The organism is Terrimonas pollutisoli (assembly GCF_029360765.1).
GTDB classification, from domain to species: Bacteria; Bacteroidota; Bacteroidia; order Chitinophagales; family Chitinophagaceae; genus Terrimonas_B; species Terrimonas_B pollutisoli.
This window is the reverse complement of the sequence record NZ_JARKNA010000005.1, coordinates 388,718-401,505: the sequence shown is the minus strand read 5'-3', so window position 1 is coordinate 401,505 and position 12,788 is coordinate 388,718. Positions and strand designations below refer to the sequence as shown.

The 12,788-nt window shown below is 42.0% G+C and carries 12 protein-coding genes; 7 read left to right on the top strand and 5 right to left on the bottom strand.

The window, feature by feature from the left end; all coding sequences use genetic code 11:
- Positions 1 to 124: 124 nt before the first annotated feature.
- Positions 125 to 1,207, bottom strand: a complete 1,083-nt coding sequence (locus tag P2W73_RS12365) for an AAA family ATPase (RefSeq protein ID WP_276502358.1) — start codon at positions 1,205 to 1,207, stop codon at positions 125 to 127.
- 252 nt (positions 1,208 to 1,459) lie between these two features.
- Between P2W73_RS12365 and P2W73_RS12360 the strand changes: the two genes are divergently transcribed.
- On the top strand, positions 1,460 to 2,011 hold the full coding sequence (locus tag P2W73_RS12360) for a pyridoxamine 5'-phosphate oxidase family protein (protein WP_276502357.1): 552 nt from the start codon (positions 1,460 to 1,462) through the stop codon (positions 2,009 to 2,011).
- A gap of 166 nt (positions 2,012 to 2,177) precedes the next feature.
- Here P2W73_RS12360 and P2W73_RS12355 read toward each other — a convergent pair whose 3' ends face one another.
- The 4 genes from P2W73_RS12355 to moaA form a co-directional block, all read right to left on the bottom strand.
- Positions 2,178 to 2,375: a hypothetical protein gene (locus tag P2W73_RS12355; RefSeq protein ID WP_276502356.1), complete on the bottom strand. Its 198-nt coding sequence runs from the start codon at positions 2,373 to 2,375 to the stop codon at positions 2,178 to 2,180.
- Between the two features lie 2 nt (positions 2,376 to 2,377).
- A complete protein-coding gene (locus P2W73_RS12350; RefSeq protein WP_276502355.1) occupies positions 2,378 to 3,115 on the bottom strand; it encodes a sulfite exporter TauE/SafE family protein in 738 nt (245 codons plus the stop codon).
- A gap of 7 nt (positions 3,116 to 3,122) precedes the next feature.
- On the bottom strand, positions 3,123 to 4,307 hold the full coding sequence (locus P2W73_RS12345; protein ID WP_276502354.1) for a molybdopterin molybdotransferase MoeA: 1,185 nt from the start codon (positions 4,305 to 4,307) through the stop codon (positions 3,123 to 3,125).
- Positions 4,308 to 4,535: 228 nt separating this feature from the next.
- Complete coding sequence (moaA, locus tag P2W73_RS12340) at positions 4,536 to 5,516, bottom strand: GTP 3',8-cyclase MoaA (RefSeq protein WP_276502353.1); 981 nt, start codon at positions 5,514 to 5,516, stop codon at positions 4,536 to 4,538.
- A 169-nt stretch (positions 5,517 to 5,685) separates the two neighbouring features.
- Here moaA and P2W73_RS12335 point away from each other — a divergent pair, with 169 nt between their 5' ends.
- From P2W73_RS12335 to P2W73_RS12315, 6 genes are all read left to right on the top strand, one after another.
- Positions 5,686 to 6,135 carry an SRPBCC family protein gene (locus P2W73_RS12335; RefSeq protein WP_276502352.1) on the top strand — a complete coding sequence of 150 codons (450 nt, stop codon included), beginning with the start codon at positions 5,686 to 5,688 and terminating at the stop codon, positions 6,133 to 6,135.
- A gap of 238 nt (positions 6,136 to 6,373) precedes the next feature.
- Complete coding sequence (locus tag P2W73_RS12330; protein ID WP_276502351.1) at positions 6,374 to 6,874, top strand: (2Fe-2S)-binding protein; 501 nt, start codon at positions 6,374 to 6,376, stop codon at positions 6,872 to 6,874.
- Positions 6,871 to 9,264 carry a xanthine dehydrogenase family protein molybdopterin-binding subunit gene (locus P2W73_RS12325; RefSeq protein ID WP_276502350.1) on the top strand — a complete coding sequence of 798 codons (2,394 nt, stop codon included), beginning with the start codon at positions 6,871 to 6,873 and terminating at the stop codon, positions 9,262 to 9,264. Before P2W73_RS12330 ends, P2W73_RS12325 begins: the two co-directional genes overlap by 4 nt.
- 218 nt (positions 9,265 to 9,482) lie before the next feature.
- Complete coding sequence (locus P2W73_RS12320) at positions 9,483 to 10,316, top strand: FAD binding domain-containing protein (protein WP_276502349.1); 834 nt, start codon at positions 9,483 to 9,485, stop codon at positions 10,314 to 10,316.
- A 971-nt stretch (positions 10,317 to 11,287) separates the two neighbouring features.
- On the top strand, positions 11,288 to 11,812 hold the full coding sequence (locus tag P2W73_RS26505) for a transposase (RefSeq protein WP_369127523.1): 525 nt from the start codon (positions 11,288 to 11,290) through the stop codon (positions 11,810 to 11,812).
- Positions 11,694 to 12,200 (top strand): YybH family protein, encoded by a 507-nt coding sequence (locus tag P2W73_RS12315; protein ID WP_276502348.1) that lies wholly within the window; start codon positions 11,694 to 11,696, stop codon positions 12,198 to 12,200. The genes P2W73_RS26505 and P2W73_RS12315 overlap by 119 nt, the downstream gene beginning before the upstream one ends.
- Positions 12,201 to 12,788: the final 588 nt, after the last annotated feature.

Sequence of the window (12,788 nt, the reverse complement as noted above, 5' to 3'; positions counted from 1 at the left end):
TTGCCTCGTTGTTTGGCTTAAACAAAAAAATGTTGAGTTTATTAAATGGCTGGCAGTATTACATGAAATTTATATCCCGCCTCCAAAAAAATTGAGTGTTTGATGGCGACTTAATCAGCAGACCCTAATTATCACCTTTGTCTTGTTCAATAATTATTTCTTTGTCCGAGTATTTCGAATATATAAAAGGGCTATGAGTTGCCATAAAGAATTGATTTCCGTTATTCAATTTTAAAAGTGTTGGCAATAAAATACGTTGCCAGTCAGGATGCAAACTAAGTTCTGGTTCGTCGATAAAGATTACATGATTTTTTGTAAACGTATTATAACAAATAAAACTCAACATCTGTTTTTCACCCGCAGAAAGCTTGTCAGAAGAAATCGCATTTCCTATATCTCCAATTGTCAAATTGCTTAGTCTTATTCCTTTATGTGTAAAAATCGAAACAATCAAATCACCTAGAATAGTAAAGGGCTGAAAATACTGTTTCCTAGTATCTTCTAGACTAATTATTTCAGCTTGAATGGAAGTAAGTAATTCAGAATCATTTTGATTGTTTCGATAGCGAATTTGGTTTATGATTTTTTCAGACTGCTCCTTTTGCAAGGCATTAAATGTCTCTGTTATTCTAGCAAACTCTGATGTTACTAGTGAAACCAAATCGTCAGTTGAAATGGAAGAAATAAATCTTTGATTATGATAAGAAAGTCTTTGTGATAATTCATTCAAAGCATCTTTAATTGTAATTCTTTCAGCATATGTATTTCTTCTTCCATCCATACTAAAGCCACCTTCAATTCTCCTAAAAGTTGGGAAAAAAATAGTTGGCAATGAAATCTCTCTTAGATTATTCGAGTGCCCAAATAAAGAGGGGTGCCTCATTTCTAACTCTCGAATATTTCTTTCGCTTATGTTAAATGTTCTCCCACCAGGATCGACTCGGAATTCATAATTATAACCTCTTTCTTTTTTTTGTTCGACCTTTTTTACGTTTATCACTGAGTTTGATGTTTCCAATTCAATTTCATTAAAATTGATCTCAGTAATAAGGTTATAAATGTAAGCACCATTTAGGTACCAGATAAGCTTAAGTATGGTCGTTTTGCCAGCGCCATTTTTGCCAGTTAACAAATTAATATCAGCATTAAAGGACTCTTCCATATCAATTCGTCCATTTAATCCTGAAACTTTTAATTTTTTTATCATAGTGATGAAATTGTGTTAGTTTATTGCAGCCCAAACATGCCTTGATAATTTATACGCTGTACCGCTAAAAATACAAAATATTAGTATCCAGCAAAATAGCATTATACATTTTACACCTGCTTGTCGGTAGGCACGTTGTTTATAGCGCCAATACAAATTGCCACGTTATACAGCTTTTTCAACAGCTCGTTTTGATGGGGGATTGTCACTCCGATAAATTTTAAAATTATCTTTGCCACCAATATTTTTTTTATGGGTAAATTTTTTGAAGCCATTAACGATCATCATCGTGAATTTATAGAAGCACAACATTTATTTTTTGTCAGTACCGCGCCATTAGATGGTGGCGGGCATATTAATCTTTCACCAAAGGGCCTGGATAGTTTCCGGGTACTAACTCCTTCGAAAGTAGCGTATATGGATATTGTCGGAAGTGGTAATGAAACCTCTGCCCATATTCTTGAAAATGGTCGCATCACATTTATGTTTTGTGCATTTGATGGGCCGCCAAATATTTTACGTTTATATGGAAAGGGCTATACAGTTTTGCCTACCGATAAAGAGTGGGAAGAGTTGTCATCTCATTTTGTGTTACTACCCTCGACCCGCCAAATCATCGTGGCAGACATTTTCAAAGTGCATACTTCCTGCGGTTTTGGTGTGCCCTATTATGAGTACGCCGGCGAAAGAGATCATTCACATAAATGGGCCGAGAAGAAAGGCGCTGAGGGACTGGAAGCTTATAAGCAGGAGAAAAACCTGGTTAGCCTGGATGGATTGCCGACAGCTTTGATGAATAAATAGCAAGGATGCTCTCAAACTTTTTTAGAGGCCGATTAGATATCTATTAGTAGTTACTTTTTAATCGGAAGTTTTCTTACTAATCAAACACTCTATTTACTTTTTTGCCTTGACGCAAAAAGTAACAAAAAAAGTCAAGGCTTCAGAAAAATGGCTAAAATTTGTTTCGTTATGCTACGGCGAAAAAGCTTACTATCGTCTGCATATCGCTGTTCGGCATTTGTGTGTATCGACAATTGTAACGCTTATCATCATTTTCGCCGCTTAACGCATTACTCACAAATTTCTTAACGCCATTTTTCTGAGGCCGTTTCAAATACCCCAGTAGCTTCGATTTTTTTGCTTTTACAAATGTCAAAAATTGCATTATTAAGCAGTAGTAAATAATAATTTATAGGCAGCCACCATTAATACAACGGCAAGCATATACTTTAAAATATCCTGCCTGAACCTGAGTGAGCCAAAATAGGCGCCACATATACCGCCGACGAATGCGATGATGACGTACCAATACATGTCATTGCTAAATTGAATGCCCTTAGTTAGTTGACCCGCCAGCCCGGCTATAGAATTCACAAAAATGAACAAGGCGCTGATCGCAGCCGTTTGTTTCATGTCGCTCCATTTCAACAGCAGTAAAATCGGCGATAAAATGATTCCCCCGCCGATCCCGATCAAACCGGACAGCAACCCAATGGCTGCACCGATTAACAGTGACAAAAAGATGTTCGGTTTTTTTAATTCATCGATCGTGATATTCCTGAAAAATAAAAAACGAATGATGGGTATGATCAGCAGCAGTCCCAGGATTTTCTTATAAATTACTGCATCGACCGTCACCAGTCCGCCGACATAGGCCATGGGTATGGAAGCGATAGCAAAGGGCAAAAATAGTTTCCATTTGAAATGCTGACCACGATAAAATTGGATGAATGAAGTAAGCGATACAAACAGGTTGAGCAGGAGAGCAGTGGGCTTCATTACGTCGGGAGCTATACCAAATATTGCCATCAATGCCAGGTAGCCGCTGGCACCTCCATGACCGACAGAAGCATACAAAAAAGCAACAAAAAATAAAAGAACATAAAACAAGATGCTACTATCCATATATTTTTTATTCGGGTAACAGATGTATCTCAACTAAGTCATCCTTCTGGCAACTAGTCACCTCTTCCTCAATTTTAATAAGGCAGTTGGCTTTTGCAAACGAACTTAAGCGATAGGACTCCTGTGCAGTTAATGGTGTCACTTTTTCACCATCATAAAAACCTTTTAAAAAATGAGTAAGCCCCGCCGCTTTCTTAAACTCGGTTGCCAGCGATGCCTGCAAAACCCGCACACTGGTTTTTTGTTGCCGCATTTTTCTTAAAGCAGGCTCTGCATATTCATAGAAGCAAGTAAGCACGGAAGCGGGATTGCCCGGTAATCCAAAAACCAGTTTATGTTCCTTTTTGCCAAAGAATAAAGGCTTGCCCGGTTTCTGTTTTATTTTATGAAATATTTTTTCAACACCATTTTCTTCGGCTGCTTTTACTACAAAGTCATAGTCGCCAACACTCACACCACCGGTCAAAAAAACAATGTCATTCTTCTGCAAAGCCTCTCCTAATACTTGCTTTACTTTTTGCAGGCTATCTTCTACTGTATAAACCGCTACCGCGTCAATATGCATTTGTTTTAACGCTGCCTGTAGTGTGTAAGAATTGGATTCATAAATCTGGCCTGCCTGTAATGGTTGACCCGGTCTTTGCAATTCATTCCCGGTTACGATAATGCCAACTGCAGGCGAGGCATAAACCTTTACTTCCTTAATACCGAGACCCGCAAGAAAACCGACAGCGGCAGGTAAGAGAACCGTGTCCTTAGGAATTGCCAGTTCAGCTTTTTTTATTTCCGAACCTTTGAGCCGCACATTCAGTCCCTGTGTGATATTTTCATCTTCAATCAACAGGTGATCGTTCTCCACTTTTGTCTTTTCCTGCATCACCACCGTGTCGGCTCCTTTTGGAACAGCAGCGCCGGTAAATATTCGAACGGCGCTACCAGGTAATAGTTCAAACTCCTTGTCACTGCCGGCCGCCATTTCACCTCTAACAGGCAGCATCTTTTTTGCTTTCCAGCCGGCAAATGAAAATGCATAGCCATCCATGGATGATTGATCGAATGATGGAATATCAATGGGGGAGAATATATCTTCGGCTATTACTAAACCTGCTGCCTTTTGCAACGGCAACAATGTTGGCGTTGAGGCACTGGTAGCGTCCAGTATTAATTTTTTTGCATCTGTTACACTTATCATGTTTGTGCTGGTCAATTGTTTTTTAATAATAAACTATCATTGCGATAATTCATAAGGAATTTTATAGCCCCTTCTAATGTTGACAATAGTTGATTCTCCAAATCCATTGTATATTTTAGTTAAGAACTTAGTCCGGGCATAAATCTCCGATTATTTTGCAGAGTCTTCGAAAAGCGAGGGTTGTGAGTTGCAAGCCTCCCCTAAAGGGGGAGGTTTGGAGGGGGCCGTTTACCCCCCAATGGTGATCATGCTCCTGTTATTGATATCTTCTGCATGCAGGTGTTCAAAATCAGTGTTAAACTGGCCACCCAATTCTTTGGCTTTGGCCTGAATACTTTGATGGATCAGGGGGACGACGTCTTCACCTTTTCGAAGCGCAGTAAGCAGGTCGGTTTCACCTTTTGAAAATAAGCAATTCTTTAGTTTGCCATCAGCAGTAAGCCTCATGCGGTTACAGCCACTGCAGAAAGGTTCACTCATCGTACTGATCACTGCAAATGTTCCTTTGTGTCCGGGCACCTGGTAAGCCTTGGCGGTATCATGAATATCTTCCTGTAGCCGGATGATCTCATATTTTGTAGTGATTAGCTCCAGCATTTCATGATAAGAAAAAACTTTATTGCTGGTCCACCGGTTACCGGTAAAAGGCATGAATTCAATAAAACGTACATGCACCGGTTCCTGTTTTGTCCATTCTACAAAGTCCAGCAATTCGTTTTCATTCAAACCTTTCATCACCACCATGTTCACTTTTACATGAAATTCTTTTTGCATCAACAAGTGAATATTGTCATATACCAGCTTAAACTGGTCCCGGCGGGTGATGAGCTGAAACTTTTCGGGTTGAAGCGTATCGAGGCTTATGTTCAATGATTTTACACCAGCTTGTTCTAACGTATCTACAAAATCATGAAGTCTCGTGGCGTTCGTAGTCAGTGTCAGTTTCACCGGCAATTTTGATAAAGCGAGGATAATTTCTTTGGCATCCTTTCTCACCAGCGGTTCTCCGCCCGTAAGCCTGATCTTATTCACGCCCAGATCGACAAATGTTTTAGCCAGGGATTCAATTTCAGGCAACTGCATCAGCCGCGAAGCCGGGGTGAATTCATAATCTTCTTCCGGCATGCAGTAAAAACAGCGCAGGTTACAATTGTCCGTGAGAGAAATACGGAGATAGTTATGCACACGATGGTAGCGATCAACGATCATCTTACGAAATTACAATAATAAGCGGATGTATGCAGAAGACATATTTAGCGAAAGTTCAATATAAAATAAATAAAATTGGGACAGAAGATTTTCATAACTTAATAGAGGAATTGTTGGCAAAGGATATGATACGAACCTCCGGGTTTATTACTGTCCAATTTCTTGTCATATGCAACTCACAGGCAAACATGTGATCAACGCCGGTCCATCCCGGATCTGGAAGTTGTTGATGGACACCGAGACGCTTGCCAGGATAGTGCCTGGTATTTCCAGGTTAGAAAAAACAGGCGACAATCAATTTAAATCTATACTCGAAGTAAAACTGGGCCCGGTCAATAGTTCATTTACCGGCGACCTGCAAATGGAAAATATCAACGAAGGAAAAGACTTCACGTTAAAAGTTCAGCAGAAAAGCAAGATCGGCAATGCAAATGCGGCTATCATTATCGCCTTACAACCTGTCAATGACAATCAAACAGAAGTGACATTCGATGGTGATGTAAAATTATCCGGCATGCTGGCGTCTATGGGGCAGCGCCTGGTTGGCGGCGTAGCCAATACGTTATCCAAACAATTTTTTTCAAACCTGGAAAAAGAATTAAAAACTCCTGTACTCTAAAAGCCCCCTGTCCCCCCGAAGGGGGAACTTAGGTTGAAGATACTTTGTGAATTTTAAGCAGATTTAAAAAGGTGACAGAAGTGGATGAGAAACTATCATAGCTAAAAGAATCTTTGAATAGTGAGGGCTGTGTGTTGGTGGCTTCCCCTAACGGGGGAAGTTGGAAGGAGGCTCCAATGCCCAATGAATTGAACGCTGGTAACAAAAAATCTTACTAAAATTTTAAAATAAAAATTCCATGAGCATCAAAATAACCGTCACCGTCAACGGAGTCAAACATACTGATAAGGTAGAACCAAGACTTTTGCTGGTTCATTACCTGCGTGATGTGTTGAGACTTACAGGTACTCATGTCGGTTGCGATACGAGTAGCTGTGGCTCGTGTACCATTCATGTAAATGGTAAAGCCACTAAAAGCTGTACGCTGCTTGCCGTGCAGGCAGATAAAACCAAGATCACTACGATCGAAGGTTTGTCAACAAACGGAGAATTACATCCGCTGCAGGATGCTTTTAACCAGTGTCATGGTTTGCAATGCGGCTTCTGCACGCCGGGAATGATTATGACGGCTGCTGATCTTTTACAGCACAACAAAAAACCGACAGATGAAGAAGTCCGTGTGGCGCTGGAAGGAAACTTTTGCCGGTGCACCGGCTATCAAAATATTGTAAAATCAGTGCAGTATGCTGCTGAAAAAATGACTGCAAGAAAAAAAATTAAAAAGGAGGCAACCATATGAGTTCCGGAAATGGTATGGCCAAAACCAATGGCCTGATCGGTAAATCCGTTAAGCGGGTTGAAGATAAAAGGTTTATTACCGGCAATGGAAAATATGCCGATGATATTGTATTGCCGCATCAAACCTATGCTTCGTTTGTGAGAAGCCCTTATGCGCATGCAAGAATTTTGAGTGTGGATATAGCTGCCGCCAAAGAAATGCCCGGCGTTATTGCCATCTATACGGGAGCAGATGTAGCGAATGTGAATGGTGTTCCATGCGGCTGGCAGGTAAATTTTAAAAATGGCGACACGATGAAAGAGCCCAAGCATGCATTGCTTGTGGCTGATAAAGTAAGACATGTAGGCGATGCGGTTGCCATCGTCATTGCTGAAACACAGGAGTTGGCTGTGGATGCTGCAGAAGCGGTGAATGTGGAGTATGAAGAATTGCCTTGTGTGATTGATGCTGCTAAAGCTGCGCAGGCTGGTGCGCCTTTAGTGCATGATGATGTGCCGAACAATATCTGTTATGACTGGGCATTGGGAAATCCTCTTGCAGAAGTAAATGAAGCGATTTCTTCCGCTGCGCATGTGACAACACTTGAATTTATCAATCAACGATTGGTGCCGAACGCAATAGAGCCGCGGTGCTATAATAGTTCGTATGATTCCATCAGCGATAAATATACATTGTACACCAGCACTCAAAATCCGCATGTGATCCGTTTACTGATGTGTGCTTTTGTATTGGGCATTCCGGAACATAAGGTAAGGGTAGTGGGGCCGGATGTCGGCGGCGGTTTTGGCAGCAAAATATTTCATTATACAGAGGAAGCACTGTTGACATGGTGCACTAAACAAATAAAAAGACCTGTCAAGTGGACCGCTACAAGAAGCGAGGCATTTCAACTGGATGCACATGGAAGAGATCATATTACCAAGGCGGAAATGGGTTTTGATAATGAGGGAAAAATTATTGCACTGCGGGTAAAGACTTTTGCCAACCTGGGTGCTTATCTTTCTACGTTTGGCAGTTGTGTACCTACTTATCTTCACGGCACATTATTACAAGGTCTTTACACCACACCAAAAATCAATGTTGATGTGACCGCTGTTTTTACGCATACTACACCTGTTGATGCCTATCGCGGTGCAGGACGACCGGAAGCCACCTATTTATTGGAAAGATTGGTTGACCTCGCTGCATTGGAAATGAATATGGATCCCGCAGCGCTACGTTTCAAAAATTTTATTCCGCCATTTGACGGCGTCAATCAGCCCGGTTATCAAACACAGGTCGCATTGCAATATGATAGCGGTAATTATAAAGGCGTGTTAGAAAAAGGTTTGCAAATGCTTGGCTATAGCGATGTTCGCAAGGCACAAAAAGAATCGGCCAATAACGGAAAACTGCTTGGTGTTGGTTTTTCTACCTACATAGAAGCCTGTGGTATTGCGCCTTCAGCAGTAGTTGGTTCACTAGGTGCAAGGGCCGGTTTGTTTGAGGTTGGACAAGTAAGAGTACAACCAACCGGCAAGGTCAGTGTATATACCGGGGCTCATTCCCATGGCCAGGGACATGAGACCACTTTTGCGCAAATAGTAGCAGACAAGCTGGGCATTGCTATGGAGGATGTAGAAATACATCATGGTGATACCGAAACCGTGGCATTTGGCATGGGTACTTATGGTTCAAGAAGCCTCGCAGTCGGCGGCACCGCTATCGTCAAAAGCCTGGAAAAAATCATTGAGAAAGGTAAAAAGATTGCCGCTCACCGGTTAGAAGCCAATGCAGATGATATAGAATTTTCATCAGGTAAGTTCACCGTGAAAGGCACCGACAAATCAGTTGCCTTTGGCGATGTAGCATTAACGGCTTATGTGCCGCATGTCTATCCGAAAGATCTTGAGCCAGGTCTCGACTTCAGCAGTTTTTATGATCCCACCAATTTCACCTATCCTTTCGGCTGCCACATCGCAGTCGTGGAAGTGGACAAGGAAACTGGTAAAGTAGACCTGAAACGTTTTATTTCGGTGGACGATGTAGGCAATGTTGTTAATCCAATGATCGTCGAAGGACAGATCCATGGCGGCGTAGTACAAGGTATTGGCCAGGCATTGTTTGAAGGTGCGGAGTATGATGAAAACGGGCAGCTGACGAATGCATCATATATGGATTATTGCATGCCAAGAGCGGATGATCTGCCAATGATTGAAACAGGTAGTCAAATTACTCCCTGTCCTCACAATCCACTGGGAGTAAAGGGTGCGGGAGAAGCCGGTGCCATTGGTTCAACGCCAGCTGTCGTCAATGCTGTGATCGATGCATTGTGGAGCGGCGGACACAAAGTAAGGGACATACGTATGCCATTGACGTCAGAAAGAGTATGGAAGGCAATGCAAAATTAATCGGAGGAAAATGTTCAATTTTCAATGTTCAATGCTCAATCTTCAATGAAAAGCTCTTTGCATATCAGATGAATTATTGTTTGCCGGACTGCAAAGCCCTGATTGAGCTTCGTTGCGTCGCACTCTTCTACGTTCGGTTCGCTGTTCATCTTTTAACCCATTTGCAAATTTGCACATTAGCACATTGGCATATTTATCAATTTTCAAATTTTGTATTTATGATACCTGCTCCATTCGATTATCAAAAAGTAAAGACAATAGATGAAGCGATTGCTGCTTTGTCAGCCGGGGACGAAAAAATATTAGCTGGCGGACATAGCTTGATCCCGGCTATGAAGCTGCGTATGATTCGCCCTTCCAAACTGGTTGATATAACCGGTCTGCTTGCCCTCAAAGGCATTAACGCAGAAGACGGCGAGATCGTTATCGGCGCCGCTGCCACTCATGCGGATATCGCCAATGATAAACTTATCAGGAGCAAACTTCCCTTTTTTGCCGAAGCTGCTTCCCGCATCGGCGATCTGCAGGTCCGCAATCATGGCACTATTGGCGGCAGCCTGGCTCATGCCGATCCTGCTGCAGACTGGCCTGCATTGGTATTGGCTGCCGATGCGGCCATTAAAGTGCAGGGCAACAATGGTAAACGAAGAATAAAAGCCACTGATTTTTTCCAGGGGTTATTTGGTACGGCTTTGCAGCCAGATGAGATCATTACTGCTGTACGCATACCTGCTCCGGCTGAAGGAACAAAAACAAGCTATCAAAAATTTGAGCAGCCAGCTTCGAGGTTTGCCATTGTTGGCTGTGCCGTGATGCGGCTTCCCGACGGAAAAATAAACATTGCTTTTACGGGTGTCGCCGATCATGCGTTTCGTGATGCCAATGCCGAGGCTGAGGTATCCGGTAGGCCGCTAAATAACGATACAATTGCTGCGGCAACCAATGCCGCTGTCAGGGACATAAGTATTTTAAGTGATCACTATGCATCAGAAGAATATCGCAGGCACCTGGCAAAGGTTTACTTGAAAAAAGCATTGCAGGCAGTGATGTGATACAGCATGATTTAAAACATCATTGGGGCGGTAGGGATGCCGCCTTTTTTTAAAATGTGCTTGTCACAGATTTGAAACTGGAGACTCCTACGGAGTCTGTATAATCTGTATCATAATCTTCTAAAAACGGGTTGCCCCGATGGGGCATGAAAATGATCTCTGGTGATTGGAATGTCAATGAGGCAATATGCTTTTAAAGCCCGTAGAAGCCGCCTGTAACAGTGTGAATATTGCATTAATAACCGGGTTTCGTTTTAATTGAAAATGCAACGGGGAGAACCCTACGGAGTCTTCGAAAATGTGGGATATTGGGTTTCTAAAAACAGGCTGGCTGATGGGCATGAAAATGATCTCTGGTGTTTGGAATGTCAATGAGGCAATATGCTTTTAAAGCTCCGTAGAAGCCGCCTGTAACAGTGTGAATATTGCATTAATAACCGGGTTTCGTTTTAATTGAAAATGCAACGGGGAGAACCCTATGGAGTCTTCGAAAATGTGGGATATTGGGTTTCTAAAAACAGGCTGGCCGATGGGCATGAAAATGATCTCTGGTGTTTGGAATGTCAATGAGGCAATATGCTTTTAAAGCTCCGTAGAAGCCGCCTGTAACAGTGTGAATATTGCATTAATAACCGGGTTTCGTTTTAATTGAAAATGCAACGGGGAGAACCCTATGGAGTCTTCGAAAATGTGGGATATTGGGTTTCTAAAAACGGGCTGGCTGATGGGCATGAAAATGATCTCTGGTGATCGGAATGTCAATGAGGCAATATGCTTTTAAAGCTCCGTAGAAGCTCCCCGTTTTTTGAAAAATGATTCGTAAGTATATCCCGGCTCCGCAGGAGCGTCCCGTTTAAATCGAAAATTTTATTTATGCCAAACAAATATTCCCAAATCTACCTGCAATTTGTTTTTGCCGTCCAACACCGTCAGGCCCTAATCCCGAAAGAACATAAAGAAGAGTTGCACAAATACATAATGGTATCATTCAAAACAGGAAATCAATAATGATTGCGGTGCATTGTATGCCAGGTCACATTTTTATAGGCTTTAAACCGGTCATTGAAATTTCAAATCTGGTAAAAGAAATAAAAGTGGCCAGCACCGGATTTATCAACGATAACAAATGGGTGAACCGAAAATTTAACTGGCAGGAGGGTTATGGTGTATTTTCCTATTCACAATCACATATTGACAAGGTGGCCAAATATACCCTAAACCAGGAAACCCATCATAAAAGAGAGCCTTTCGGACTGAATATCCCGAATTTCTCAAAAGCTGTGAAATCGCTGATGAAAAATATCTTTTCGACTTTATGGATTAAAAAATATCTGCAAAATTTTTATTACCTAACCAAACCATCTAAAACAAATCGCAATGAAAAAATTATCCAACTGCCTGGTTGTCGCCGCCATCATCTTCCTGGCTGCCTGCAATTCTGCATCCACCGACAAAACAACAGGAACCGCAGAGTCAAAAGAAACAGCCTCATTTGATCTTGCTGCGGCCAAATCATCTATCGAATCAATGAATGCAAAGTTCAGTGAGTCTTTTAGAAAAAAAGATTCCGTCGCCATTGCTTCGTATTATGCTGATGATGCATGGATGCTGCCTCCCAATAGCGACCCGGTAAAAGGCTCAGGTATCGTTTCGCTTTGGGGAGAATTCACCAGGATGGGTTTTTCTGATCTTAAACTTATGACGGATGATGTTTCAGGAAACCAGGACCAGTTAGCAGAGACCGGCCACTATGAATTGATTGGCGCTGACAATAAAGTAATGGATAAAGGAAAATATGTTGTGGTTTGGAAACCTGTAAATGGGGGGTGGAAATTATATCGTGATATCTGGAATACCAGTATGCCCGCCGCACCGGTGAAATAGATTTCCTGCTTTCCTGGATTATAACGGATCGTTATATGGAAATAGGGGACTCCTACGGAGTCCTCAAATATTTTATTATTGTTTTCCATAAGCTGGGCGCCCCGATGGGGCAAACGGATTTTGCAAACTAATAAAAGCGTTTAATAACATAAGCGGAATAAGCTCCGGAGGAGCTGCTTGTTTATAAAAAAATCATTACGGGAAGAGTTCTTAGCTCCGTAGGAGCTTCCTGTTTTATGGCAGTTGAAAAACGTTTCTCAGGCCCCTAGGAGCCGCCTGTTCAAAAAGAGATACAGGCGACTCTTACGGAGTCCGAAAAATCAGATACCTTCTTTTCTATAAGCAGAACACCTCGTGGGTGAATAGGATAAGCTCCATTGTAGCTTTTAGTATGAAAAGGATAAATCTCTTTTCTATAAACGGATACACCCTGAACGGAAATTTCTTAACTTAATGATATTGCCTGATGGGCAAACGGGTTTTGCCTAATAAAAGCGATTGATAGCCTAAGCGGGATAAGCTCCGGAGGAGCTGCCTGTTTTATAACAAATTGGCAACGATGTTTTCCCGGCTCCGTAGGAGCCACCT